Source organism: Gordonia sp. NPDC127522, assembly GCF_042672305.1.
GTDB classification, from domain to species: Bacteria; Actinomycetota; Actinomycetes; order Mycobacteriales; family Mycobacteriaceae; genus Gordonia; species Gordonia hongkongensis.
On sequence record NZ_JBHXVK010000003.1, the window covers coordinates 244,547 to 269,629 of the forward strand.

Consider the following 25,083-nt stretch of genomic DNA (forward strand, 5'->3'; position numbering starts at 1 on the left):
GTGTCGTCGATGTTCGATGGTGCGGAACCGGCGTCGTTGTCGGATGAGGTTCTCGAGGCGCGGGTGCTGGGGTATGCCGCGCAGATCACGGCGCTGACAGCGGATTTCCTTGAGCTGGTAGCGGAACTGGATGAGCGGGAGTCGTGGCGGGGGCCGGGGATTCACTCGCTGGCGCACTGGTTGTCGTGGAAGGCCGGCATCGCACCGCGAACGGCACATGAGCAGTTGAGGGTCGCCAAGGCGCTACGAGAACTGCCGGCGATCCGCACCGCGTTTCGCGAAGGTCGGCTGACGTATTCGAAGGTCCGCGCCCTGACACGGGTCGCCACGCCTGAACGTGAGCAGGAGTTGGTGAATCTGGCGTTGTCGTGCACGGCGAGTCAGTTGGATCGGGCGGTGCGGGCGATGGGCCAGATCGACCGTGACCGTGGCGTCGACAAGGAAAGCCGGCCGCCGGTGGAGTCGACGGGGCGGTGGAAGTGGAACGATGACGGGTCGTTGTCGGTGTCGCTGACGTTGAGTCCGTTGGATGGTGCGCGGTTCCTCGCTGGGTCGGTGCGGGCGGAATACGAACGGACCCGGACCAGCGACGACCCGGATCTACCGACCGTCGAGAGCGTTCCGCGGAACACTGAAGCCGGTTCGGCACCTAAGGATTCGGAGGTGGTTCCGTCGCGGCGTCGGGATCTGTGGCGGCAGGTGCCGTCGAATGTGGCGCCGGCGGTGGTGGCGATGGCCGACATGGTGCATGACGGGATCGCGATGCCCGATCTTGCTCCGGGTGCGGAGATCCTGATCCATGCCGGTGAGGGTGTGGAGTCGGCTCATCTCGATGATGGTCCCGGGTTGTCGGAGGTCGAGGTGGCCGAAGCCCGGTGTGGGGCGTCAACGCAAGAGGTGGTGAGCCGCAGGATTCCCGGTCAGCCGGGGAAGTTGGCGTTGTTGGGGGTGGGTCGTCGGAAGCGGGCGCCGAACAAGGCGTTGGTGCGGGCGTTGTTCGTGCGGGATCGGTGTTGTCAGGTGCCGGGGTGTCGGCGGACGCGTCATCTGCATGCCCATCATGTCGTGTTCTGGTCGGCGGGTGGGCGGACCGATCCGGACAATCTGATCTTGTTGTGTGGGTCGTGTCATCGGTCGTTGCATCAGGGTGAGTTTGCGATCACCGCACATGGGTTGCAGCGGTTCACGTTTCATCGCCCGGATGGGACTGAGATCGAGGTGGCGCCACCGACGTCGACACCGTCGGAGTGGCAACCAAACCCTCGTATCAGCACCGACGCGACGGTCCCGGTCGGTGGGGGTCGGATGGACCTCGGTTACACCACCGAGGTGCTGTACGCGGTGTGGGAATGGAAGGCACGCAACGCAACTCGCTCCGAGCCCGCTGTGCAAAGCGCCGCGTAGGCGCCCAGCTGTTAGACTGACACGCGGTGTGCCGGGAAGTCTGGTCGGCTGCGCGTTGACGGTGAGCCCTGCACGATGGGGCGGCCACGACGCGTACGTAGCCCACCCGACGAAGGACTCCGTACGCACCATGACTGACACCGACTCACGTCGGGCCACCCCGACGCTCTTCTCGCGCGGCTCCTGGCCCGAAGCTTCCCGCATCGCCGACATCTTCCGGCGCGAAACCATCGGCGGCATGCTGCTGCTCGTCGCCGCGGTCGTAGCCCTTGTGTGGGCCAACTCGCCGTGGTCGGCCGCCTACTTCGGCCTCGGCGACATCCATGTGGGGTCCGACGCCCTCGGTCTGCACCTCGATCTCTCCCTGGCCACCTGGGCGGCGGACGGTCTGCTCGCCATCTTCTTCTTCGTCGTCGGTCTGGAGCTGAAGCGCGAGTTCGTCGCCGGCGACCTCCGGGATCCCGCCCGCGCGGCCCTGCCCATCGCGGCTGCGGTCGGTGGAATGGCTGTTCCGGCAATCATTTTCGCTGCCATCACCATCCGGGCAGGCGACGGAGCGGTGCAGGGCTGGGCCATTCCCACCGCCACCGACATCGCGTTCGCGGTCGCGGTGCTGGCCGTGATCTCGACGCATCTGCCCGCCGCACTGCGTACCTTCCTGCTCACCCTGGCCGTCGTGGACGACCTCCTGGCCATCACGGTGATCGCGGTGTTCTACACCGACTCCATCAACGGCGCCGCGCTGGCCCTGGCCCTGATCCCACTCGCGGCGTTCGCCTTTCTCGTGCAGCGGCGGATCACCTCGTGGTGGCTCCTGCTCCCATTGGCGGCCCTCACGTGGGCATTCGTCCACGAGTCCGGGGTCCACGCCACCGTCGCCGGCGTCGTCCTCGGCTTCACGGTCCCGGTGCTCCGTCGGGCCGGGAGCGACGAGACGGACACCCGGCATTGCCTGGCAGAGCACTTCGAACACCGAATCCGGCCCATCTCGGCCGGCTTCGCCATCCCGGTGTTCGCCTTCTTCGCCGCCGGCGTCACCATCGGCGGTCTCAGCGGCCTCCGCGAGGCGCTCACGAATCCCGTTGCGCTGGGCATCATCTTCGGTCTGGTGGTCGGCAAGACGGTGGGCATCGTCGGCACCACCGCACTTCTTGCCAGGTTCACGCGCGCCACCCTCGACGCCAGCATCCGATGGATCGACGTGACCGGTGTGGCCATGCTCGCCGGCATCGGCTTCACGGTCTCGCTGCTCATCGGCGACCTCGCGTACGACCCGGAATCCGACCGCGCGGAGTACGTCAAGATCGGTGTCCTGGTCGGTTCGCTGACGGCGGCGTCGGCGGCCGCGGTCATCCTGCGGATGCGCAACCGGCATTACCGCAGGATCGCCGAAGAGGAGATGCGCGACGACGACCACGACGGTATCCCGGACGTGTATCAAGACAAGGGTCGGTGACAGACGAGCGGTGTGGCGGGGATGTTTCTGAGGCGACGGCCCACGAGCGGGTACAACCTCGCGATCGGCGTAATCACCGTCCCCGAACGCGCACAGAATCCACTGCGCGCCATCGGGCGGCGTGTCGCCATCGCGGTTGCCGTCATCTGCATCGCCGCGTTCGTGGTCTACCTCGACCGAGACGGGTACACCAACTCCACGGACGAGCCGCTCACGCTGCTCGACAGCTTCTACTACGTCACGGTGTCTCTGTCGACGACCGGTTACGGCGACATCGCGCCGATCACCGCCGAGGCCCGGGCCATCAACGTCTTCGTGATCACGCCACTTCGGGTGTTGTTCCTGGTCGTGCTGATCGGGACCACACTCGAGGTCCTGACCGAGCGTTCCCGGCAGGCATTGCGGATCCAGCGGTGGCGGCAACAGCTTCGAGACCACCACGTCATCGTCGGTTTCGGGACGAAGGGGCGCAGTGCCGCCCACGCCCTGCTCGATGCCGGCGTCGACCGATCGCAGATCGTGGTCGTCGACTCCGAGCCGGAGCCGCTGGAGGCCGCCGAAACGCTCGGCGTGGTGGCGGTGCGGGGTGACGCCACACGCCGAGAGGTGCTGGCCCTCGCCAAGGTCGACGACGCGCGCGCCGTCCTCATCGGTGCCCATCGAGACGCCACCGCGGTCCTCATCACGCTGACCGCACGGCAACTCAACCCCTCCGCGAAAATCGTCACCGCGGCTCGCGATGCGGACAACGCCGCCCTGTTACGACGATCCGGAGCGGACTCGGTCGTCGTCTCGGCAGCGACCGCCGGGCGGCTCATGGGCATCGCGACACGGACTCCGCACGTCGTCGACGTGATCGAGGATCTGCTCACCCCGGCCGCCGGTCTGTCCGTCAGCGAGCGTGGCGTCACCACCGCCGAGATCGGGCGAGAACCGCGGGACCTACCGGACGACGTCATCGGCATCGTCCGCGACGGTGCCCTGAACCGCACTCTCGAACTACCGGGGTCGCTGCGCAGCACGGACAGGTTGATCATCGTCCGCAGCTCAGCGCGATGACCGCGCTCCCTCGGCGAGAACCCCGGCGTAGTCGTCGATGGTCGTCGGGCCGGTGACGACCGTGGTGCCCGGGCGCCGGCCGGCCACCCGACCGTCGTTGATGGCACGGGTCATGCCGACGTGGTGTCGCGCGACATCGGGACTGAATCCGGCCTCGTCGACGAGCGTCGCGACCATGTCGTCGTCGGACAAGCACACGTAGCGCAACTCCGGAAGACCGAAGGCACGTCCCAGCGCGGCCGTCACGGTGGCCTGGTCGACGTTCACCGGACCCAGGATCTCCCGGCTCAGATGTCCACCGCCCCAGCCTGTTTCGACCAGCGCATCCACCGCTGCCGCGGCGATGTCCCGCGTGGCGACCATCGGAACGGCGACGTGCGGATCCAGCGAGTCCGCGACGATGCCCGCATTCTGCATCAGCGGGAGGTAGGAGCGGGCGTTGTCGTAGAACCAGCCTGCACGCAGAGCGAGCACGTCGGCGCCGGACAACTCGGCCAGGCGCTGCTCCAGGATGTGCAGACCGACGAGAAATCCGGTGCCCGAAGCGATCTCCGCGCCGACGCTGCTGAGTGCGACCACACGCGGCACACCCGACTCGCGGAGGGCGCGGACGATCGCGTCGGTCATCGTCCGCTGCGAGGCGAGGTGGTCGGCAGCGGTGTGATCCACAGGTTGCAGCACGAGCACGGCCGACGAGCCGCGCATCGCTTCGGTCAGCGCGGACGGATTCGTCATGTCGGCAACCGCGGGAACCGCGCCGCGCCGGGCCAGTGTGTCGAGTCGCCCGAGTGAACGTCCCACCGCCCGCACCCGGTGTCCGCCGCCGAGCAGGCGGGTGGTGACCTGTGCGCCGACGGTGCCCGTCGCGCCGAGAACTGTGTACATGAGACCTCCTGATTCGATGCCGTACGTCCAGACTGACGGCAACTCATCGGACGATCTATGCCTCAAGATCCGCATGTCATGCACGATTGTCCGGCATCGTCAGACAACCGGCTCGAGATGATCGATCATGGACCGGTGCGCACCGCCGACGATCTGCACCCCGACCCGTTCCACAGCCCCGACCCCCTCGGGGAGGCCCTGCACTTCTTCCGGTTGAACGGTGCCTTCTACTGCCGGTCGGAGCTCACCGAGCCCTGGGCGCTGACCATGCCGGTCTGGGAGGACTGTCTGTGCGTGCACCTCGTCGTGTCGGGGTCGCTGCGGTTGTCCGCGCCGGACGGTGCGTCGCTGCGATTCACACCGGGAGATCTCGTCGTCGTGCCGCACGGCCGGTCGCACGTCATCCGCGGAGACGGCGAGGCGACGTTCGCCCCGGTCGTCACCGATCTGCCGCACGACTACCTGAGCGATCGGTATGCCATCCTGCGCCACGGCGGCGACGGGCCCGAACGCTCGGTCCTGATCTGTGCCGTCGTCCGTTTCGACCACCCTTCGGCGCGGTCGCTGACCTGGATGCTGCCGCCGATCCTCGCCATCCGCGCCACCGATTCCCGTGCGGGTGCGAGCAGCTCGTGGCTGCGGGACCTCATGCGCATCGTGATCGACGAGGCCGGCGAACTCCGGCCCGGCGGGGAGGCGGTGATCACCCGGTTGTCCGACATCATCGTCATCCACGCGATCCGATCGTGGTTGCAGAATGCGGAGGGCACCCGCACCGGATGGCTCGGGGCTCTCGCCGATCCGCAACTCGGGCGTGCGGTCGCCGCGGTCCATCGCGATCCGGCGGCGGAGTGGAGCGTCGAACGACTGGCCCGTGAATGCGCGATGTCGCGGTCGACGTTCGCGGCCCGGTTCACCGCCGTCGTCGGCGAGCCGGCGATGCAGTACGTCACCCGGTGGCGGATGTATGTGGCTGCGGACCGTCTCCGTGACCCGGACGCATCCGTAGCGTCGGTGGCGGGCGCACTCGGCTATTCCTCCGAGGCGGCGTTCAGCCGGGCGTTCAAGCGGGTCAACGGGTCCTCGCCCGGACGAGTACGACGCGCGGCGCGGGCCGTGTGATCAGTCGGCCGGGTCGACGGCGAGCGCGCGACTCACCTCGAACTGCCGGACCAGGAACGCCTTCTCGTCCAGCTTCTTCCGCCGCATCCACGTCGTGACCTCGGAATTGCACTTGCTCGCGTTGCACGAACCGCAGCACGGCACGACGTTGGCGACGGTGTACCGGCCGCCGCGGGAGATGGCCAGCATGCAGTCACGCTGCAGGGCGACGCCCACCGCGCCGCAGTACGCGCACCCACCCCAGGCCTCCTGCAGTGCGAGCCACTGGGCGTCGGTGAGGTCGTTGTCGCGGGCGGCGACACGCTTGCGACGACGCTTCGCGTACCGATTGGCGCGGGTGGTGCTGCGGGTGGCCACGGGAGGAGCCTACCGCTCGGATCACACGAGTCACAGCCGTCACAGGCCGAGTCGGGGTTGTGTCGTGCGCCCGGCGGTGCGACTACTGCTTTGCCTAGACTGGCACCCGTGAGCACGGCCATCCGCGACATGTCATCGACCGGGACCATCCCGACTCCGTACGAGGATCTGCTGAGCCTCGTCATGGAGACCGGGACACCGAAGGCCGACCGCACCGGCACCGGGACGCGCAGCCTCTTCGGCAGGCAGTTGCGCTACGGCCTCGCCGAGGGTTTCCCGCTGATCACCACCAAGAAGGTGCATCTGAAGTCGATCGTCTACGAGTTGCTGTGGTTCCTGCGCGGCGACTCCAACGTCCGATGGCTGCAGGAGCGCGGGGTCTCGATCTGGGACGAGTGGGCCGACGAGAACGGTGAACTCGGACCCGTCTACGGCGTGCAATGGCGGAGCTGGCCGACACCGTCCGGCGAACACATCGACCAGATTGCGGCCGCCCTCGACCTGCTCAAGTCCAACCCCGATTCTCGCCGGAACATCGTGTCCGCATGGAACGTGGGGGAGATCCCGCAGATGGCACTGCCGCCCTGCCACGCGTTCTTCCAGTTCTACGTCGCCGACGGCAAACTGTCGTGCCAGCTGTACCAGCGCAGCGCCGACCTGTTCCTCGGCGTGCCGTTCAACATCGCGTCGTATGCGCTGCTGACGCACATGATGGCCCAACAGGCGGGCCTCGAGGTCGGCGAGTTCGTATGGACCGGCGGCGACTGCCACATCTATGACAATCACGTCGACCAGGTCACGCTGCAGTTGTCACGCGACCCGTACCCGTACCCGAAACTCGAACTGCGCAAGCGGGATTCGATCTTCGACTACCAGTACGACGACATCGCCATCGTCGACTACCGGTCCCATCCCGGGATCAAAGCCCCGGTGGCGGTGTGACGTCCGACCTCGCGGGGGAGGGCTCGCGTGAGGTGCGCCTGGTCTGGGCGCAGGGACGCGGCGGGGCGATCGGCCGGGACAACACGATCCCGTGGCGGGTCCCCGAAGATGTGGCGCGGTTCAAGGAACTGACGGTCGGGCACCCGGTTGTCATGGGCCGCAGGACTTGGGATTCGCTGCCGCCGCGATTTCGGCCGCTGCCCGGTCGCGCCAATGTGGTCGTCACCCGCGACGCGAGCTGGTCGGCCGACGGAGCGTCGGCCGCGGGATCGGTGGCGGAGGCGCTCGAGCTGGCCGGTGGCGAACGGGTCGGAATCATCGGCGGCGGCGAGATCTACCGCTTGGCAGTGGAATTCGCCACCGAACTGTGTGTCACGGAGATCGACGTCGAGATCGACGGTGCCGACGCGTTCGCGCCGGAGATCACCGGCGAGTGGGCGGTGGCACATCGCGGTGAGTGGCAGACCTCGACGAGCGGCATCGGGTATCGCTTCGTCGACTATCGGCGCGCTCGGCAGGACTGATGGCGCCAGATCGTCTCTCGATCGCACAGGCGCGTCGAATCGCGCTCGCCGCACAGGGTTTCACCGACCGTCGGCCCGCCGCCGCGCCCACCATGGCACACCTGAAGCGCGTCGTCGGCCGGACGCGGCTGCTGCAGATGGACTCGGTCAACATTGCCGCGCGTGCGCACTTCATGCCGCTGTTCTCTCGCCTGGGTGCCTACGATCCCGACCTGTTGCACCGCGCCGCGTGGCAGCCCGGGCGCGGTCGGCGGCTGCTCGTCGAGTACTGGGCCCACGAAGCCGCGCTGATCCCGGTGCCCGACTGGCCCCTCTTCCGATGGCGGATGGACGACTTCGCCGACGGTCGGTATCGGCACACGCGAGACGTGATGCGTCGCAACCGTTCTCTGGTCGGCGACGTCCGGGCCGTGATCGAGGCGGTCGGCGCGACCACGCCCCGTGCCATCGAAGCGGAACTGGGCATCGAACGTGAACCCGGTGCAGCCGGGAGCTGGTGGCAGCGCGGTGAGGTCAAGCACCTGTGCGAGGCCATGTTCGCCGCCGGTGACCTGTCGGCGGTCCGCAACGGGAACTTCGTGCGGCACTACGACCTCACCGAGCGGATCGTCGGCGCGGACATCGTCGCGCTGCGACCCGACCGTGCGCAGGCGCACCGTGAACTCGTCAGCCGGGCCGCCCAGGCGCTCGGTGTCGCCACCGTGGCCGATCTGGCCGACTACTACCGGCTGCGGCCGGCCGACGCGCGGCCCGCGGTCGCCGAACTCGTCGATGACGGTGTGCTGCAGGAGATATCCGTGGACGGCTGGCGCGATCCGGCCTACCTGGCCGCCGGCGCGGTGATTCCGCGGCGCGTCGACGCCTCGGCGATCCTGTCGCCGTTCGACCCGCTCGTGTTCTTCCGCCCCCGCGCCGAACGACTCTTCGACTTCCACTACCGCATCGAGATCTATGTGCCCGAACACAAACGCGTGCACGGCTATTACGTGCTGCCGTATCTGCTGGGCACCGACATCGCCGCGCGCGTGGACCTGAAGGCCGACCGCAAGAACCGCACCCTGCAGGTGCTCGGGGCCTACTGCGAGCCGGGTCGTTCCCGAGGCCTCGTCGCCGAACGGCTGTCCGCGGATCTGCGGAGCTTCGCCGGCTGGCAGGACCTCGACGATGTCGTCGTGTCCGGACGCGGCGACCTGGCGCCCGACCTGCAACGGGTGCTGCACGTCGCGTGACTCACCCCGAGTGATGCGATGCTGAGGATCGAAAGTTCACGACAGCGATGGGAGACGAAGCGATGACCGTGTCGTATGAGGGCAACGACTACCGATTGGTGATGTTCGATCTCGACGACACCTTGGCCCCGTCGAAGAGCCCGCTCGACGACCAGATGGTCGATCTGTTGCGGCGGATGCTCGACGTGAGCCTGGGCTGCATCATCTCCGGCGGCAACTTCACCCAGTTCGAGAAGCAGGTTCTCGCGCGGCTCGGCAACTTCGACAGCGTCGCCAACCTCCACCTCATGCCGACGTGCGGAACGCAGTACGTGCGGTGGTCCGGGAACGACTGGGAGACGGTCTACGCCGAATTCCTCACCGACGACGAGAAGCAGCGCACGCTCGACGTGCTGGAGGCCGGCGCGAAAGAGCTCGGCCTGTGGGAGAGCGAGACGTGGGGTGACATCCTCGAGGACCGCGGCAGCCAGATCACCTTCAGCGCGCTGGGGCAGAAGGCGCCCGTCGACGCGAAGGCGGCCTGGGACCCCGACGGAGCGAAGAAGGAGTCCCTGCGGGCCTACGCCGCCGAGCGACTTCCCGACCTCGAGGTGCGCAGCGGCGGTTCGACGTCGGTGGACGTCACCAAGAAGGGCATCGACAAAGCTTACGGCGCACTGAAGTTGATGGACATCCTCGGCCTCAGCACCAGCGACATCCTGTTCTTCGGTGACCGGCTCGACGAGGGCGGCAACGACTACCCGGTCAAGGCTCTGGGCATCACGTCGATCGCCGTCCACGGCTGGCCCGACACCCACGCGAAGCTGTCGGCGCTGCTGGATCAGGTCGAGACGGGCAGCTAGTCGACCGGCCCGCCCGCCGGTACGACCCGCTGGGTGCCGTTCGCGACCCGGTAAGACCTCGCGTAATACTGGCCGGAGCGCGGATTCGTCTTGTCGTGCACGAAGTACCAGTCCATCTGCGTCGCCGCCGGCGTCACGGTCAGGACCGAATACCCGTGCGCGTCGAACTCGCTCCAGCGCACGTGGTGGTTCGTGGCCGCGAAGGCCGAGGACACCGCGACCCCGGCGGTGTTCGCGGGCACGTTCAGCATGTCGTCGATGTTGGTCGACGTGATCGAGGTGCCGACCAATTCCGTTGCGACAGTCCCGCCGCCGGGATAGTTCGCCGGGTCGGCCGGGATGTCGCACGCCCACGACGAGTGGATGTCGCCGGTGATGAAGACGACGTTGTCGACGCGGTTGCGTCGCAGCGATTCGAGGAGCCGTCGACGATCGGCCGCGTAACCGTCCCACTGGTCGGCGTTGTACGGGATGCCCTCGCGCGGGATGCCGAGCAGCGCGGTGACGGCCCCGGTCGTCTGCGGATCCAGCGGGGGGATCAGCACCGGGGCGATCATCACCGGGTTGCCGACGATCTTCCAGCGGGTCTCCGACGACGTGAGTCCATTGGTCAGCCACGACATCTGAGACCGGCCGAGGATCGAGCGGGCGGGATCGTCGATGGCCGCCGACCGGGCGCTGACCTGCAGGTCGCGGTAGGAGCGCAGATCCAGCATGGACAACTCGAGCAGACGGCCGAAGCGGAGCCTGCGGAACAGGTGCCGGCCCGCGGTGTCGACGGCGGGGCGGATCGGCATCCACTCGGCGTACGCGCGCAGCGCGGCGGTGCGCCGTGCGGCCCAGGAGCCCTCGCCCGCCTGATGGTTCTCCGCCCCGCCCGACCACGAGTCGTTCGACGACTCGTGGTCGTCCCAGATGCAGATGAACGGCAGGTCCCGGTGCAGCCGGGCGAGGTCGGGGTCGGTCTTGTACTGCGCGTGGCGTGTCCGGTAGTCGCGCAGGGTGACGATCTCGTGGCGGGGGTCGTGCGGCCGGACGGTTCCGGTCTTGCCGGTGTATCGCCCGGTCTCGTACTCGTAGAAATAGTCGCCCAGGTGGACCACCGCGTCGAGTGCCGGCTGCGCGGCCAGATGCCGGTAGGCGGCGAAGTATCCGGCCTCCCAGTTGGCACACGACACGACGCCGAATCGGATCTTCGCGACGTCGGCACCGGTCGCGGGGGCGGTGCACGTGCGACCGACGGGCGACACCGCGCCGGTCGCGGGTCCGGACAGCACCGTGAAGCGGTAGTGGTACCAGGTGCGCGGCGTCAGCCCCGACGCGTCGACCTTCACCGTGTGGTCGGAGTCGGCGGACGTCCGCACCTCGCCCGCGGCCACGACGGCGCCGAAGCCGGGGTCCCGGGCGATCTCCCAGCGGACGAGGCTCTCCGGCCCCAGGCCGGAACCGGGGGTCGCAGCCGGGGTCGGGGTGATGCGGGTCCAGAGGACGACGGCCTCGGGGAGCGGGTCGCCGGACGCCACGCCGTGGCGGAACACTGCCGCCGACGGGGGCACGGGCGACCGCGGCGCGCCCTGGGCGACGACGGCGGGGGAGGCGAGCGCCGCTCCGGTCACGACCGCACCCGTGCGCAGGAAGTCGCGTCGCGTCGTCATCGCATCCACCCCCGGGTACTCGCCCACGCCTTCTGGGACTCTACCGCGGGCGGAGCCCGACGGTGCGGTACTCACGTGGTGGGGGAGAATCGGATACCGCGCGGCACGCGGACGTGTGGCCGCGACGGACGACAGGAGACATGCGTGTCCGAATTGGTGCCGCTGAAGGTGCAGATGGTGGCGATGACCCAGTTCACCCCGCCGGAAGACGTGCCGTGGAGCACCGACGCCGAGGGCGGTGAGGCGTTGGTCGAGTTCGCCGGCCGGGCGTGCTACCAGAGCTGGGACAAGCCGAACCCGCGTACCGCCACCAATGCCGGCTACCTGCGGCACATCCTCGAGGTCGGGCACCTGTCGCTGCTCGAACACGCATCGGTGACGTTCTACATCAGTGGCATCTCCCGCTCGTGCACCCACGAACTGATCCGGCACCGCCACTTCTCGTACTCGCAACTGTCCCAGCGGTTCGTGCCCGAGCACGACTCCAACGTCGTGGCGCCGCCGGCGATCGTGGGCGACCCGGAGCTCGAGAACCTCTTCGCCGCGGCGACCGACGCGAGCAGGGCGGCCTACACCGAGCTCCTCGCGGCGCTGGAGGCGAAGTTCGCCGACGTCCCCAACGCCATCCTGCGTCGGAAACAGGCACGTCAGGCTGCTCGCTCCGTGCTGCCCAACGCCACCGAGACGAAGATCGTCGTCACCGGCAACCATCGCGCCTGGCGGCACTTCGTCGGCATGCGCGCCACCGAGCACGCCGACGTCGAGATCCGCCAGCTCGCGGTGGAGTGTCTACGCCAGCTGATGCGGGTGGCGCCCACCGTGTTCGGCGATTTCGAGATCGGCACCCTGGCCGACGGGACCGAGGTCGCCACCTCACCATTCGTGCTGGAAGGGTGAGGATCGTCACCAACAGGGAGGCGGTAGCCTTGAGCACCATGAACGCAGTCCAGGAACCGCTGCACGAGCATCCCTTCGGGACGAACGTGGTTGCGATGGTCACCCCCTTCCGCCCGGACGGAAGCCTCGATCTGGACAAGGCCGCCGTCCTCGCCGACCACCTGGTCGCCAAGGGATGTGACGGGCTGGTCGTGTCCGGCACCACCGGTGAGTCGCCGACCACCACCGTGCCGGAGAAGCTCGAGTTGCTGCGGGTGGTCCTCGACGCGGTGGGCGACCGGGCCCGGATCACCCAGGGCGCAGGCAGCTATGACACCGCCGAGAGCGTCCGGTTCGCGATCGAGTCCGAGAAGATCGGTGCTCACGCGCTCCTCGTGGTGACCCCCTACTACTCGAAGCCGCCGCAGGCCGGGCTCCTCGCACACTTCCGGACCGTCGCCGACGCCACCGCGCTGCCGGTGCTGCTCTACGACATCCCGCCGCGATCGGTGGTCCCGATCATGAACGAGACGATGCTCGCCCTGGCCGAACACCCCAACATCCGCGGGGTGAAGGACGCCAAGGGCGACCTGCACTCGGCGGCCGGCCTGATCGCCAGCACCAGCCTGGAGTACCTGTCCGGCGAGGACGCACTCAACCTGCCGTGGCTGTCGATCGGCGCGACCGGTTATGTCAGCGTCATCGGCCACCTCGTCCCGGATCGCCTGCGCGACATGCAGATCGCCGTCGAGAAGGGCGATCTGCCGACCGCCCGCGCGATCAACACCTCGATGTTGCCGCTGGTCAACGCCATGGGCCGCCTCGGCGGGGTCACGATGGTGAAGGCGGCACTGCGCATCCTCGGGCTGGAGGTCGGCGACCCGCGCCTGCCGCAGGTGCCCGCGAACCCGGCGCAGATCGAGGAACTGATCGTGGATCTGCGCGCGGCGGGTGTGCTGATCTGATGACCGACAACGACACCACCGGCCCCCACACCGGCAACGACACCACCGGCACCGTCCGCCCCCGGACCCGACGCCGGGCCGCCGCCCGCAAGGCCGGCCCGCCGAGTCCGCCCCCCGCTGTGGCCTCCCCGTCCGCCGAGCCGACCCCGCCCGCCGAGCCGACCCCGTCCGCCGAGCCCACCCCGTCCGCCGAGCCCACCCCGTCCGCCGAGCCCGTCGAGGTGACCTCGAAGGCACGGGAACCCCGGCGCGCGCGAGCCGAGCGGACCGGATCCTCGGAGCCGAAGTCCAACGCGACCTCGCCGAAGCACGCGGCCAAGCGTCCGGCGAGCCCCGCGTCGAACACCCGTCGCCCCCGCCACGAGCGCGGCGACGCCCGTGGCGGCCGCCGGCCCGAGCCGGCGACCCCGGCCCCCGTCGACCGGCTGGGCACACCCCGCCGACTGCCCAAGGGCGGTCTGCGCGTGGTGGCGCTCGGCGGCATCGGCGAGATCGGCCGCAACATGACCGTCTTCGAGTACGACGGCCGTCTGCTGATCGTCGACTGCGGTGTGCTCTTCCCCGAGGACGCACAACCGGGCGTCGACCTGATCCTGCCGGACTTCCGCTACATCGAAGACCGCATGGACGACGTCGACGCGGTGATCCTGACCCACGGCCACGAGGACCACATCGGCGCTCTGCCGTTCCTGCTCCGGCTACGCAGCGACATCCCGGTGATCGGCGCGAAGTTCACGCTCGCCCTGGTCGAGGCCAAGTGTCGCGAGCATCGCCTGCGGCCCAAGCTCGTCGAGGTCGTCGAAGGTCAGAAGACCTCGCACGGCCCGTTCGAGTGCGAGTACTTCGCCGTCAACCACTCGATCCCGGACGCCCTGGCCGTCGCGATCCGGACCCCCGCCGGCGTCGTGCTGCACACCGGCGACATCAAGCTCGACCAGCTGCCCCTCGACGGTCGCCTCACCGACCTCGCCGGGTTCAGCCGCCTCGGCGACGAGGGCGTCGACCTGTTCCTGGTGGACTCGACCAACGCCGAGGTTCCCGGTTTCGTGACTCCGGAACGCCAGATCGGCGGGGTGCTCGACCAGGTCATCGGCAAGGCCAAACAGCGGGTCATCGTGGCGTCGTTCGCGAGCCACGTCCATCGCATCCAGCAGATCATCGACGTGGCGCACACCCACAATCGGCGGGTCACCTTCGTCGGCCGTTCGATGGTGCGCAACATGCAGATCGCGCAGGATCTCGGCTACCTCTCCGTACCCGACGGCGTCGTCGTCGATCTCGACACCGCGGCAACCCTGCCCGACCACCGCGTCGTGCTGATCTCCACCGGCTCGCAGGGCGAGCCGCTGTCCGCGCTCTCCCGGATGGCGCGCGGAGAGCACCGGCAGATCAACATCCGGGCCGACGACCTCGTCGTGCTGGCGTCCTCGCTCATCCCCGGCAACGAGAACTCGGTGTTCGCCGTCGTCAACGGGCTGGCCAAGCGCGGCGCGACCGTCATCACCCAGCAGAGCGCGAAGGTCCATGTCTCGGGCCACGCCTCGGCCGGTGAGCTGCTCTACCTCTACAACGCGGTGCGCCCGTCGAATGCGATGCCCGTACACGGCGAATGGCGGCACCTGCGCGCCAACGCCGCGCTCGCGGTCGCGACCGGTGTGCCCGAGGACCGGGTCGTCCTCGCCGAGGACGGCGTGGTGGTCGACCTCGTCGACGGACGCGCCGACATCGTCGGACGGGTTCCGGTCGGGCACGTCTACGTCGACGGCCTCTCGGTCGGCGACGTGGGGGAGTCGACGCTCTCCGAACGGCTCGTGCTGGGGGAGGGCGGCTTCATCGCCATCACCGTCGCCGTGGACGTGACGACGGGCCGTGCGGTGAGCACACCCGAGGTCTCCGGACGCGGCTTCTCCGACGACCCGGACGCGCTCAAGGAGGCGGCGGACATCGTCAACCAGACGCTGGATTCGCTGGCGGCCGAGGGTGTCTCCGACACGCACCGGATCGCCCAGGGGATTCGCCGTGCGGTCGGACGCTGGGTGTCGACCGCCTATCGTCGCCGTCCGATGATCGTGCCGACGGTCATCGCGGTCGGGGACTGACCGGCGTCGCGGAACGAGACCGCGGCTTTGTCGCTACCGTGGTCGTGTGACCGGAGCGCAGAAGGAAAGAGCAGCCCTCGTCGAGACCCTTCGAAAGGTGGGCCCCGACGCGCCCACCTTGTGTGAGGGCTGGACCACCCGCGATCTGTTGGCGCATCTCGTGGTCCGGGAACGACGCCCCGACACCGGGCCGGGCATCCTCATCCCGGCTTTCGCCGGCCACACCGAGAAGGTGCGGGCCCAGGCGACGTCGAAGGACTGGGATGCCCAACTCGCGTTGCTCGCCTCCGGACCGCCGGTCTACTCACCGTTCAAGCTGATCGACCGATTCGCCAACCTCGCCGAGATGTTCGTCCACCACGAAGACGTCCTGCGTGGCGGCGCCGACCCCGACGGGCCGTGGACGCCCCGGTCGCTGGCCCCCGAACTCGAGGCGGAGCTGCGGACGCCGGCCAAGTCGATGGGCCGGATGACCCTCAAGAAGGTCCCGGCCCGCGTGACCCTGCGAACCACGGACGGCGAGGATCTGGTGACCGCGGGATCGGGTGACGACGTCGTCGTGACCGGTCGTGTCGGTGAGCTGGTGCTGTTCGCGTTCGGCCGAACACCGGTCGACGTCACATTCGCCGGCGACGCCGCCGCGATCACGGGCGTCCGCGAGAGTTCGCGCGGCCTCTGAGCGATCACAACTTCGACACGCATCCGTTGTCTGTGTTGCCCGTGTGACTGATGTGACCGCTGCCCATTAGTCTGTCGGTATGGCTTCGAAGGCAAGCACGGGTACACGCGCGTCCTCTGCGCGCGGCGCTGCTGGTTCCACACGCGGTGGATCCGCACGCGGTGGTTCGGGGCGGGCGAGTTCGGCTCGGGGGAGTTCGACCGCCGCCCGCCGCTCGGCGGGTGACGGTTCGAAGAGCGGTGGTTCGAAGAGCGGTGGTTCGCGTCGTCAGACGGGCGCCGGTGCCTCGACGAGGTCGAAGGCCGGGGCACCGCGGAAGAGCTCCCGGTCCGCCGCACCAGCGGAGTCGGTGGACCTGCATCGTCGTTCCGTCGCCGCGGCCGGGGCGTCCGCGGTGGGCAAGGGCATCGGCGCCGGATGGTCGTTGTTCGCGCGTGGCGTCGGCAGCGCCGCCCGGGCGGGCTCGGGCGTCGGCCGCGGACCGCGCACCGAGGCCGTCGGAGAGTTCGACGACATCGACGACACCGACCCGGACTTCGAGGAGTTCGACGACGGGTCCGACGGCAACGGTCGACCCCGGCCCGGCGGTCACAGCCATCGGCGGGACGGGACAGCACTCGGTCTCCTCGCCTTCGGCCTGCTCGTCGGCGCCAGTGTCTGGTTCGGTGCGGCGGGTCCGGTGGGCGCCTTCATCGAGGCCCTCATCCGCGCGGTCATCGGGTCGGCGGCCGTGCTCGTGCCGGTCGGTCTCCTCGCGCTGGCAGTCGTCTTGATGCGACGGCCGGCCGCCCCGGAGCGACGCGGCCGCTACCTGTCGGGTGGGTTCCTGGTGATCCTTCCGCTGCTCGGTCTGATGCACCTCGTCGCCGGTGCGCCCGTCGACCTCCCCGGACGATCCGGAGCGGCCGGGTTCGTCGGCTTCGCGGTGGGCACACCGTTGACCGCGGGTGTCACCGCGTGGGTCTCGGTGCCGATCCTGTTGTTGTGCATGGCATTCGGCGTACTCATCCTCAGTGGTCGAACCGTCCGCGAGGTCGTCGACGCTGCCGCCGGTTACCTCGGGCTGGGTGTCGGACGAGGGGACGACGCGCCCTGGGACGACGAGGAGTGGGATGCCGACGCCGAGAACTACGACGATCCAGATTTCGACGAACCCGACTCCGAGACCGACACCGCCGAATCGGATCCCTGGGACTCCGGCGCGCTCGAGTCGCGGTCCCGGCGTCGGCCGTACTCGTCGAACCCCTACGACAACTACCCGCCGGATTCGGCACCGGCGCGGACCTCGGGACGGACGTCGCGGCGCAAGCCCGCCGACGTCGCCGACGTCGCCCCGCTCGAGGAGGCCGTCACCGAGAACTTCGCGGATGCCGACCAGCAGGTCACCGAGGTGATCGCGTCGAGTCCCCGTACCCGTGCCACACCCGCCCGGCGGGCCGCCGCGCGATCCACGCCGCGTCCCGCACCCGAACCGGAGCCCCGGCACGAACCCGATCTCGACGACGAGATGACGGACGAGGGGGTGTCGGACGACGAGGCGTTCATCCCGTCCGATCCCACCGCGGACGGGGACTATCGCCTGCCGCCCGCCGACCTTCTCCTTGAGGGCGATCCGCCGAAGACGGGCAGCAGCGCCAACGACGACATGATCGACCGGATGACCGGCGTGCTGGAGCAGTTCAAGATCGACGCCGCGGTCACCGGATACACCCGCGGGCCGACCGTCACGCGATACGAGATCGAACTCGGACCGGGCGTGAAGGTCGAGAAGATCACCGCGCTGCAACGCAACATCGCCTACGCCGCGGCAACCGACAACGTGCGCCTGCTCGCGCCGATCCCCGGCAAGTCCGCGGTCGGTATCGAGGTCCCCAACTCAGACCGTGAGATGGTTCGCCTGGCCGACGTGCTGAACTCGCCGTCGACCCGGAAGGACAAGCATCCGTTGGTGATCGGGCTCGGCAAGGACATCGAGGGCGATTTCGTCAGCGCCAACCTGGCGAAGATGCCGCACCTGCTGGTCGCCGGGTCGACCGGCTCGGGCAAGTCGAGCTTCGTCAACTCGATGCTCGTGTCGCTGCTCAGCCGTGCGACACCGGAGCAGGTGCGGATGATCCTGATCGACCCGAAGATGGTCGAGCTCACCCCGTACGAGGGGATCCCGCACCTCATCACGCCGATCATCACGCAACCGAAGAAGGCCGCCGCGGCACTCGCCTGGCTCGTCGAGGAGATGGAGCAGCGCTACCAGGACATGAAGGCCTCGCGGGTGCGCCACATCGACGACTTCAACTCGAAGGTCCGGTCCGGAGACATCACCGCCCCGCTGGGCAGCGAACGGGTCTACAAGCCGTATCCGTACATCTTGGCCATCGTCGACGAGCTCGCCGACCTGATGATGACCGCGCCCCGCGACGTCGAGGACGCGATCGTGCGGATCACCCAGAAGGCGCGCGCCGCCGGCATCCATCTGGTGCTCGCGACGCAGCGTCCGTCGGTCGATGTCGTCACCGGTCTGATCAAGACCAACGTGCCGTCGCGGCTGGCGTTCGCTACGTCGTCGCTGACCGACTCGCGCGTCATCCTGGACCAGCCGGGTGCCGAGAAGCTGATCGGCATGGGCGACGGCCTGTTCCTGCCGATGGGCGCCAACAAGCCGATCCGCATGCAGGGTGCCTACATCACCGACGAGGAGATCGCCGCGGTCGTCGACTTCTCCAAGGAGCAGGCCGAGCCGGAGTACACCGAGGGTGTCACCGCGGCGAAGGCGGGCGACAAGAAGGACATCGACAGCGACATCGGCAACGATCTCGACGATCTCCTGCAGGCGATCGAACTGGTCGTGTCGAGCCAGTTCGGGTCGACGTCGATGCTGCAGCGCAAGTTGCGGGTCGGGTTCGCCAAGGCCGGCCGCCTCATGGACCTGATGGAGACGCGCGGTGTGGTCGGCCCCAGCGAGGGCTCCAAGGCGCGAGAGGTGCTCGTGAAGCCCGACGATCTGGCGGGGGTGATCGCCTCGATCACCGGCGGCGGCGACGAAACGGACAGTTCCGGCACCTGACCCGGGTCGCTGACCTGCGGTTTCTGCAGGTTGCCTGCAGTTTGTATAAGGTGGCCGGAGATCCATGAGGGGAGTATCCCCAAAGCGGCGTCTCCGTCAATACGGTCACGATTCGCAACGATGCCGATCATCGTCGCGGCCCTGGCCCGGAGCGTCGGCCCCCGTTCGGTGGGAGAGACCTCTGGCTCGTCAGCTCATGCTGCCTGCTGGAGGTTACAAGTGGATGTTTCGCTGTCCGTATGGCTGATCACCTGTGCGGTGATCCTCGCCCTGTTCGCGTTCGACTTCTTCACCCATGTGCGCGTGCCCCACGCGCCGTCGCTCAAGGAGTCGGGGATCTGGTCGGCGATCTACATCGGATTCGCCGTCATCTTCGGTCTGTTCGTCTGGTGGAACTGGGGTTCGACCTTCGGCGGTGAGTACTTCGCCGGTTACGTCACCGAGAAGGCGCTGTCGGTCGATAACCTCTTCGTCTTCGTCATCATCATGGCGAAGTTCGCCGTGCCGAAGGAGTACCAGCAGAAGGTCCTGCTGCTCGGCATCCTGATGGCCCTCATCATGCGCGGCATCTTCATCGCCGTCGGTGCGGCCGCGATCAACGCCTACAGCTGGGTCTTCTACCTGTTCGGCGCGTTCCTGATCTTCACCGCCGTCAAGCTGCTCCGCGAGAGCGACGACCCGGTCGAGCACGAAGAAGAGCGCGAGACGCGTCTCGAGCGCTTCGTCAAGCGTTACCTGCGCACGCATGACTCCTACGACCGCGACAAGCTGTTCACCCGCGTCAACGGCAAGCGGCTCGCGACCCCGATGCTGATGGTCCTCATCGTCATCGGCTTCACCGACGTGCTGTTCGCGCTCGACTCGATCCCGGCCATCTACGGCCTCACGTCCGAGCCCTACCTGGTCTTCACCGCCAACGCGTTCGCCCTGATGGGTCTGCGTCAGCTGTTCTTCCTCATCGGCGGACTGCTCGACCGCCTCGTGTACCTGTCCATCGGCCTGTCGATCATCTTGGCCTTCATCGGCGTCAAGCTGGTCCTCCACGCCCTGCACGAGAACACCCTGGCGTTCATCAACGGTGGTGAGCACGTCGCCGTCCCCGAAATCTCCACCGGACTGTCGCTGTCGGTGATCCTGGGTGTCCTGGTGATCACCACGGTGGCCAGCCTGATCAAGAGTCGCGGGGTGGCGAAGACGCCGGAGGTCGAGTCCGCCGGCGACACGACCGACGCCCCGGCGCCGAAGTCCAAGGACTCCTGACCCGACCACGTCCACCCGTCGCCGACGGGTGGATGTGGCATCAGCCCGGGAACGGCCCGAACACCTGCGTCCACTCGTCGATGCGGATGGCGTCGACGGCCTGATGCGCCTGGAACGGGTCGTTGGCGAGGAATGCCTCGGCCGCCTCGAGGTCGGCTGCGCGAATGACGATGAGCGCGCCCGACCCGTCGGGATAGGGGCCGGCGATCAGCACGTTGCCCGCCGAATTCTCTTCTGCGAGCCACTCCCGGTGCAATGGCCGGTGCTGATCCCGCAGGGCGGCCCTGGCGGGGCGGTAGGTGTAGTGAACGGCAAAGAACGGCATGGTCACTCCTGCTCGATGGTTGCCAACATCCGGGTGTTGCCCAGGGTGTTGGGTTTGACATAACTGAGGTCGAGAAATTCTGCGACGCCGGTGTCGTAGGACCGGCACATCTCCTCGAACACCTCGCGCGTGACGGGGGTGCCCTGGATCTCGGCGAAACCGTGCCGCGCGAAGAAGGCCGTCTCGAACGTGAGCACGAAGACGCGCGAGAGCTGCAGTTCGCGGGCGACCGCCATGAGCCGGTCGACGAGGAGGTGGCCGATGCCGCGCCCGGCGTGGGCGTTGTCGACGGCGACCGTGCGGACCTCGCCGAGATCGGCCCAGAGCACATGCAGCGCACCACAACCGACAACCAGGCCGTCGACGTCTGCGACCCAGAACTCCTGGACGGACTCGTAGAGCGTGACGAGGTTCTTCTCGAGGAGGATCTTCCCGGCGTACTGGTCGATCAGTTCTTTGATCCGCGGGACGTCGGAGGTGCGCGCACGACGGATGACGACGTGATCGGCGGGGGACATGGGAATTCAGCTTAGTCTCCGCGCTGGACCGACCTGTGCACGACGTTCGCCGGGACTGCCGATACCCTGATGGGCGTGTACTTGAGGACTGCCCTGAACTGCGGCACGACGCCGTGGTCAGGAGCGAGCTCATGACCGACCGGATCCGGCGGGCCGTCGAAGAGAACGGCATCGCCAATGTGGGCCGCGGGCCCGACCACATCACCGACCCGGTGGACCCGGTGCCGGTGGTCAACATCGCCAATGCACTCACGGTGTTCCGAATCGTCCTGGTGCCGGTGTTCCTGGTGGCGCTGTTCATGGAGTCGGGCGAGTCGACGCTGTGGCGCACGATCGCGACGATCGTCTTCGGGGTCGCGGCGTTGACCGACCGGTACGACGGGATGATCGCGCGGCAGCGCGGCCTGATCACCGACTTCGGGAAGCTGGCCGATCCCATCGCGGACAAGGCCCTGATCGGCGGTGCCCTCGTCGGGCTGTCGATCCTCGGCATCCTGCCGTGGTGGGTCACCGTGGTGATCGTCGCCCGCGAGGTGTGGGTGACGGCCCTGCGCTTCTGGGTGTTGCGGCACAAGGTCATCCCGGCCAGCCGCGGCGGCAAACTGAAGACGCTGCTGCAGGCGCTCGCCATCGGTCTGTACCTCCTCCCGCTGGGCGGAGCGTGGCAGCTCGCCGCCGACATCCTGATGGGGCTGGCGGTGGTGGTGACGATCTACACCGGTCTGGACTACACCTGGCAGGCGGTCAAGGTCCGGTCCGACCGCGATGAGACCGCACCCCGGGCGGTGGCACCGGGCGGACGTGCTGTGGGAGGAACCGGCGGCGGTCGCTGACTTCGACTATCGTCGATCAGACGGTGTTGCGACCGTGGGTGCTTACGCCGCCGGTGCTACGGGGAACCCGTCGGGACCGCGAAGCGTTGGGTAGGGCAGCAGGCGCACCGCCGGTTCGGTGGGCGCCGAGTAGTGAGTTGGGCCGAGACGTTCAGTAGGGAGGAGACTCGATGGCGATGCTCTTACGCGAGGCGCTCGGCGACAGCCTGCGTCGGGTCCGGACGCAGCAGGGCCGGACCCTGCGCGAGGTGTCCACCGGTGCGCGGGTGAGTCTGGGCTACCTCTCGGAAGTCGAACGCGGTCAGAAGGAGGCGTCGAGCGAACTGCTCGCCGCGATCTGCGACGCGCTCGACGTCGAGATCGCCGACCTGCTCCTCGAAGTCGGCAGCGCCATGCGTCCGGCCGGTGCCGAACCCGTCGTGGTCGGCGCCGAGCCGATGGGCGAGGGCGTCGAGGCCACCGAGGCCGGACTGACCGCGACCAAGGTCGTGATCCCGGCTCCCGCCGGCCGCCGGGAGGCCACGGCTCTCGCGGCTGCCTGACCCGCACCGTCTGAACGACACCGACTCAACACCGGACTCGCAGACGCTAGATTGGTCACCAGAGTTCTCAGACCCCTGAATGGAGTACGACGAGCATGGCGAACCCGTTCGTGAAGTTGTGGCGCTACCTCACAGCACTCGGCAACGCGAAGATCGACGAGCACGCTGACCCGAAAGTCCAGATCCAGCAGGCGATCGAGGACGCCCAGCGTCAGCACCAGGCGCTCTCGCAGCAGGCGGCCTCGGTGATCGGCAACCAGCGTCAGCTCGAGATGAAGCTGAACCGGCAACTCGAGGACGTCGAGCGGCTGCAGGCGAACACCCGCCAGGCGCTGACGCTGGCCGATCAGGCCGCCGCGGCGGGCGACACCCAGAAGGCGACCGAGTACACCAACGCCGCCGAGGCGTTCGCGGCTCAGCTGGTGACCGCCGAGCAGAGCGTGGAAGACCTCAAGTCCCTGCACGACCAGTCGCTCCAGGCGGCCGATCAGGCCAAGAAGGCCGTCGAGCGCAACGCGATGATCCTGCAGCAGAAGCTATCCGAGCGTTCGAAGCTGCTCAGTCAACTCGAGCAGGCGAAGATGCAGGAGCAGGTCTCGGCGTCGCTCAACCAGATGAGCGAGCTGTCGGTGCCCGGCAACACGCCGAGCCTCGACCAGGTCCGCGACAAGATCGAACGACGCTACGCGAACGCGCTCGGTTCGGCGGAGCTGGCCAAGAACTCCGTGCAGGGCCGCATGCAGGAGGTCGAGCAGGCCGGCGTGCAGATGGCCGGGCATTCCCGGCTCGAGCAGATCCGCGCGAGCATGCGCGGTGACGCGCTGCCTGCCGCCGGGACGACCGCACCGGGTCTGCAGAAGCCGGCGACCCAGTCCGCGCCGCCGACCACCGAGCCGCCCCAGCAGAACTGACACATCGCGCACGCGTGCACGACGAACCCGTGCGCGTCGCGATCGTCGCGGGCTCCGACGCCGGGCATGCCTTCCCGGCTTTCGCGCTGGCCGAGCGGTTCCGCTCCGCCGGTGACACACCGGTCGTGTTCACCTCCCTCACCTGGTCGGAGGCGGCGCGCCGCCGGGGGATCGACATCGCCGATCTCCCGGGGCTGCGCGCCGAGGACTCCGACGACGATTCTGACGCCGGCGCCAAACTGAGTGCCCGCGCCGCGCGCATGGCCCAGCAGCTCGTCGGGCCGCTGCGTGCGGACGGGACGCAGCTCGTCATCTCCGACGTCATCACCGTGGGCGGCGGCTGGGCGGCTCAACTGTGTGGGCTGCCCTGGATCGAGCTGTCGCCGCACCCGCTGTACTGGCCGTCCCGGGGACTACCGCCGATCGGGTCCGGACTCGAACCGGGTCGCGGCGTCGGGGGTCGGCTGCGCGACACGCTGATGCGCGCCGCCACCGCGTCATCGATCCGGCAGGGCGTGCGGCAGCGGGACGCTGCCCGGCGGACGATCGGGCTGGGTGACGTCGACGCGGAACCGGCGGCGCGACTCATCGCCACCCTTCCCGGCCTCGAGGTCCCGCGCCCCGACTGGCCGACCGACGCGCATCTCGTCGGACCGATGGTGTGGGAGCCCACCGACGATCACTTCACCGTGCCTCCCGGCGATCACCCCCTCGTCGTCGTCGCCCCGTCGACCGCGCAGACCGGCGCCGCCGACATGCTCGGCGCGGCTCTCGAAGCCCTGTCGCCGGACACACTGGGCCGGACCGTGCGGGTGGTGGTCTCGGGGCTCCGCGACCCCGACGGTGCCGATCTCGCCCGCTTCCGCGGGGAACTGATCACGGCGGGGCCGGGCCGGCAGGACGAGGTGCTCGCGCACGCCGACCTGCTGATCTGTGGCTCCGGGCACGGGATCCTCGCCAAGGCGATGCTCGCGTCGGTGCCGGTCGTCGCGGTACCCGGTGGAGGTGACCAGTGGGAGCTCGCCGCCCGGATCCGACGAGCCGGCGCGGGGCAGGTGGTGCGTCCGGTCACCGCGGACGCCGTTGCCGACGCCGTGCGGGCCGTCCTGGACGATCCGGCACATGCACGCGCGGCGCGGGCGATCGGGGAGTCGGTGACCGACGTCGTCGACCCGGTGGCGGTCGGTCATCGCGTTCTGGCGGCGTCACCTAGGCTGGACCCGTGCGTCTGACCGAGTTCACCGAGTTGATGACCACCGAATTCGGTGTGCCGTCGGCGGATTCGATCCTGTCCGATCACATCCTGATCGAGGTCGGCGGACGCACGGGTGCCCAGGCGATCGACGACGGGGTCGACCCGCGCGACGTCTGGATCGCGATCTGTCGCGACTTCGACGTACCGCGCCATCGCTGGTGACACGCGACCGCGTGTCACACTTGCCATCGAACAGGTGTTCGTCCATCCTGGTGCCCAGAGGTGAAATCAGACGGAACCACACGGGCCGAGTCTGCGTCTGAAGAGTTGTCGGACCCACCGGC

24 protein-coding genes are annotated in these 25,083 nt (G+C 68.6%); 19 read left to right on the forward strand and 5 right to left on the reverse strand.

Going from position 1 to position 25,083, the window contains the following annotated elements; all coding sequences use genetic code 11:
- Nucleotides 1-9 precede the first annotated feature (9 nt).
- From ACFVHY_RS08680 to ACFVHY_RS08690, 3 genes are all read left to right on the forward strand, one after another.
- Nucleotides 10-1,404, forward strand: coding sequence for a DUF222 domain-containing protein (locus ACFVHY_RS08680; protein WP_390270864.1), 1,395 nt, complete (start codon nt 10-12; stop codon nt 1,402-1,404).
- Between the two features lie 130 nt (nt 1,405-1,534).
- Entirely contained in the window at nt 1,535-2,860 is a 1,326-nt protein-coding gene (nhaA, locus tag ACFVHY_RS08685) for a Na+/H+ antiporter NhaA (RefSeq protein ID WP_390270867.1), read from the forward strand.
- A gap of 21 nt (nt 2,861-2,881) precedes the next feature.
- Complete coding sequence (locus ACFVHY_RS08690) at nt 2,882-3,919, forward strand: potassium channel family protein (protein WP_390270871.1); 1,038 nt, start codon at nt 2,882-2,884, stop codon at nt 3,917-3,919.
- On the opposite strand, the gene ACFVHY_RS08695 is transcribed toward ACFVHY_RS08690, so the two are convergent.
- Entirely contained in the window at nt 3,908-4,804 is an 897-nt protein-coding gene (locus tag ACFVHY_RS08695; protein ID WP_390270874.1) for an NAD(P)H-binding protein, read from the reverse strand. The genes ACFVHY_RS08690 and ACFVHY_RS08695 overlap by 12 nt on opposite strands.
- A 135-nt stretch (nt 4,805-4,939) precedes the next feature.
- On the opposite strand from ACFVHY_RS08695, the gene ACFVHY_RS08700 reads away from it, so the two are divergent.
- Nucleotides 4,940-5,926 (forward strand): AraC family transcriptional regulator, encoded by a 987-nt coding sequence (locus ACFVHY_RS08700; protein ID WP_390270876.1) that lies wholly within the window; start codon nt 4,940-4,942, stop codon nt 5,924-5,926.
- Here ACFVHY_RS08700 and ACFVHY_RS08705 read toward each other — a convergent pair whose 3' ends face one another.
- Nucleotides 5,927-6,283 (reverse strand): HNH endonuclease, encoded by a 357-nt coding sequence (locus ACFVHY_RS08705; protein ID WP_390270879.1) that lies wholly within the window; start codon nt 6,281-6,283, stop codon nt 5,927-5,929.
- A 108-nt stretch (nt 6,284-6,391) separates the two neighbouring features.
- On the opposite strand from ACFVHY_RS08705, the gene ACFVHY_RS08710 reads away from it, so the two are divergent.
- The 4 genes from ACFVHY_RS08710 (at nt 6,392) to ACFVHY_RS08725 (ending at nt 9,820) form a co-directional block, all read left to right on the forward strand.
- Entirely contained in the window at nt 6,392-7,225 is an 834-nt protein-coding gene (locus tag ACFVHY_RS08710; protein WP_390270882.1) for a thymidylate synthase, read from the forward strand.
- Nucleotides 7,222-7,749, forward strand: coding sequence for a dihydrofolate reductase (locus ACFVHY_RS08715; RefSeq protein WP_390270885.1), 528 nt, complete (start codon nt 7,222-7,224; stop codon nt 7,747-7,749). Before ACFVHY_RS08710 ends, ACFVHY_RS08715 begins: the two co-directional genes overlap by 4 nt.
- Nucleotides 7,749-8,978, forward strand: coding sequence for a winged helix-turn-helix domain-containing protein (locus tag ACFVHY_RS08720; protein ID WP_390270889.1), 1,230 nt, complete (start codon nt 7,749-7,751; stop codon nt 8,976-8,978). The genes ACFVHY_RS08715 and ACFVHY_RS08720 overlap by 1 nt, the downstream gene beginning before the upstream one ends.
- A 62-nt stretch (nt 8,979-9,040) precedes the next feature.
- Nucleotides 9,041-9,820 carry an HAD-IIB family hydrolase gene (locus ACFVHY_RS08725; protein WP_058250306.1) on the forward strand — a complete coding sequence of 260 codons (780 nt, stop codon included), beginning with the start codon at nt 9,041-9,043 and terminating at the stop codon, nt 9,818-9,820.
- Here the strand turns inward: ACFVHY_RS08725 and ACFVHY_RS08730 are convergent.
- On the reverse strand, nt 9,817-11,475 hold the full coding sequence (locus tag ACFVHY_RS08730) for an alkaline phosphatase D family protein (protein ID WP_390270892.1): 1,659 nt from the start codon (nt 11,473-11,475) through the stop codon (nt 9,817-9,819). The genes ACFVHY_RS08725 and ACFVHY_RS08730 overlap by 4 nt on opposite strands.
- A 144-nt stretch (nt 11,476-11,619) precedes the next feature.
- On the opposite strand from ACFVHY_RS08730, the gene thyX reads away from it, so the two are divergent.
- The 6 genes from thyX to ACFVHY_RS08760 all read left to right on the forward strand — a co-directional run bounded on the left by thyX (nt 11,620) and on the right by ACFVHY_RS08760 (nt 20,415).
- On the forward strand, nt 11,620-12,372 hold the full coding sequence (gene thyX / locus ACFVHY_RS08735; RefSeq protein WP_390270895.1) for an FAD-dependent thymidylate synthase: 753 nt from the start codon (nt 11,620-11,622) through the stop codon (nt 12,370-12,372).
- Nucleotides 12,373-12,410: 38 nt separating this feature from the next.
- Complete coding sequence (gene dapA, locus ACFVHY_RS08740; RefSeq protein WP_159370667.1) at nt 12,411-13,316, forward strand: 4-hydroxy-tetrahydrodipicolinate synthase; 906 nt, start codon at nt 12,411-12,413, stop codon at nt 13,314-13,316.
- Nucleotides 13,316-15,415, forward strand: coding sequence for a ribonuclease J (locus ACFVHY_RS08745; protein ID WP_390270898.1), 2,100 nt, complete (start codon nt 13,316-13,318; stop codon nt 15,413-15,415). The genes dapA and ACFVHY_RS08745 overlap by 1 nt, the downstream gene beginning before the upstream one ends.
- Nucleotides 15,416-15,461: 46 nt before the next feature.
- Complete coding sequence (locus ACFVHY_RS08750) at nt 15,462-16,094, forward strand: TIGR03085 family metal-binding protein (RefSeq protein ID WP_390270901.1); 633 nt, start codon at nt 15,462-15,464, stop codon at nt 16,092-16,094.
- Between the two features lie 79 nt (nt 16,095-16,173).
- Nucleotides 16,174-19,155 carry a DNA translocase FtsK 4TM domain-containing protein gene (locus ACFVHY_RS08755; RefSeq protein WP_390270904.1) on the forward strand — a complete coding sequence of 994 codons (2,982 nt, stop codon included), beginning with the start codon at nt 16,174-16,176 and terminating at the stop codon, nt 19,153-19,155.
- 219 nt (nt 19,156-19,374) lie between these two features.
- Complete coding sequence (locus ACFVHY_RS08760; RefSeq protein WP_390270907.1) at nt 19,375-20,415, forward strand: TerC family protein; 1,041 nt, start codon at nt 19,375-19,377, stop codon at nt 20,413-20,415.
- 40 nt (nt 20,416-20,455) lie between these two features.
- On the opposite strand, the gene ACFVHY_RS08765 is transcribed toward ACFVHY_RS08760, so the two are convergent.
- Both ACFVHY_RS08765 and ACFVHY_RS08770 read right to left on the reverse strand, forming a co-directional pair.
- Nucleotides 20,456-20,740 (reverse strand): YciI family protein, encoded by a 285-nt coding sequence (locus ACFVHY_RS08765; protein WP_390270910.1) that lies wholly within the window; start codon nt 20,738-20,740, stop codon nt 20,456-20,458.
- Between the two features lie 2 nt (nt 20,741-20,742).
- Complete coding sequence (locus ACFVHY_RS08770) at nt 20,743-21,258, reverse strand: amino-acid N-acetyltransferase (RefSeq protein ID WP_058250177.1); 516 nt, start codon at nt 21,256-21,258, stop codon at nt 20,743-20,745.
- Between the two features lie 131 nt (nt 21,259-21,389).
- Here ACFVHY_RS08770 and pgsA point away from each other — a divergent pair, with 131 nt between their 5' ends.
- From pgsA to ACFVHY_RS08795, 5 genes are all read left to right on the forward strand, one after another.
- On the forward strand, nt 21,390-22,091 hold the full coding sequence (gene pgsA, locus ACFVHY_RS08775) for a CDP-diacylglycerol--glycerol-3-phosphate 3-phosphatidyltransferase (protein WP_390270914.1): 702 nt from the start codon (nt 21,390-21,392) through the stop codon (nt 22,089-22,091).
- A gap of 170 nt (nt 22,092-22,261) precedes the next feature.
- Nucleotides 22,262-22,633 carry a helix-turn-helix transcriptional regulator gene (locus tag ACFVHY_RS08780; RefSeq protein ID WP_280361374.1) on the forward strand — a complete coding sequence of 124 codons (372 nt, stop codon included), beginning with the start codon at nt 22,262-22,264 and terminating at the stop codon, nt 22,631-22,633.
- 95 nt (nt 22,634-22,728) lie between these two features.
- A complete protein-coding gene (gene pspA, locus ACFVHY_RS08785; RefSeq protein ID WP_058250180.1) occupies nt 22,729-23,544 on the forward strand; it encodes a phage shock protein PspA in 816 nt (271 codons plus the stop codon).
- Between the two features lie 29 nt (nt 23,545-23,573).
- Nucleotides 23,574-24,776, forward strand: coding sequence for a glycosyltransferase (locus tag ACFVHY_RS08790; RefSeq protein ID WP_390271495.1), 1,203 nt, complete (start codon nt 23,574-23,576; stop codon nt 24,774-24,776).
- A complete protein-coding gene (locus tag ACFVHY_RS08795) occupies nt 24,767-24,961 on the forward strand; it encodes a DUF3046 domain-containing protein (protein WP_058250181.1) in 195 nt (64 codons plus the stop codon). The genes ACFVHY_RS08790 and ACFVHY_RS08795 overlap by 10 nt, the downstream gene beginning before the upstream one ends.
- Nucleotides 24,962-25,083: the final 122 nt, after the last annotated feature.

Bases quoted from the DNA above. Each gene is read 5' to 3' on its own strand.
- ACFVHY_RS08680 (WP_390270864.1), top strand. From the start codon at position 10: ATGTTCGATGGTGCGGAACCGGCGTCGTTGTCGGATGAGGTTCTCGAG.
- dapA (WP_159370667.1), top strand. From the start codon at position 12,411: ATGAACGCAGTCCAGGAACCGCTGCACGAGCATCCCTTCGGGACGAAC.
- ACFVHY_RS08745 (WP_390270898.1), top strand. From the start codon at position 13,316: ATGACCGACAACGACACCACCGGCCCCCACACCGGCAACGACACCACC.
- ACFVHY_RS08690 (WP_390270871.1), top strand. From the start codon at position 2,882: ATGTTTCTGAGGCGACGGCCCACGAGCGGGTACAACCTCGCGATCGGC.
- ACFVHY_RS08780 (WP_280361374.1), top strand. From the start codon at position 22,262: ATGGCGATGCTCTTACGCGAGGCGCTCGGCGACAGCCTGCGTCGGGTC.
- ACFVHY_RS08730 (WP_390270892.1), bottom strand. From the start codon at position 11,475: ATGACGACGCGACGCGACTTCCTGCGCACGGGTGCGGTCGTGACCGGA.
- nhaA (WP_390270867.1), top strand. From the start codon at position 1,535: ATGACTGACACCGACTCACGTCGGGCCACCCCGACGCTCTTCTCGCGC.
- ACFVHY_RS08695 (WP_390270874.1), bottom strand. From the start codon at position 4,804: ATGTACACAGTTCTCGGCGCGACGGGCACCGTCGGCGCACAGGTCACC.
- ACFVHY_RS08770 (WP_058250177.1), bottom strand. From the start codon at position 21,258: ATGTCCCCCGCCGATCACGTCGTCATCCGTCGTGCGCGCACCTCCGAC.
- ACFVHY_RS08765 (WP_390270910.1), bottom strand. From the start codon at position 20,740: ATGCCGTTCTTTGCCGTTCACTACACCTACCGCCCCGCCAGGGCCGCC.
- ACFVHY_RS08720 (WP_390270889.1), top strand. From the start codon at position 7,749: ATGGCGCCAGATCGTCTCTCGATCGCACAGGCGCGTCGAATCGCGCTC.
- pspA (WP_058250180.1), top strand. From the start codon at position 22,729: ATGGCGAACCCGTTCGTGAAGTTGTGGCGCTACCTCACAGCACTCGGC.
- pgsA (WP_390270914.1), top strand. From the start codon at position 21,390: ATGACCGACCGGATCCGGCGGGCCGTCGAAGAGAACGGCATCGCCAAT.
- ACFVHY_RS08725 (WP_058250306.1), top strand. From the start codon at position 9,041: ATGACCGTGTCGTATGAGGGCAACGACTACCGATTGGTGATGTTCGAT.
- ACFVHY_RS08755 (WP_390270904.1), top strand. From the start codon at position 16,174: ATGGCTTCGAAGGCAAGCACGGGTACACGCGCGTCCTCTGCGCGCGGC.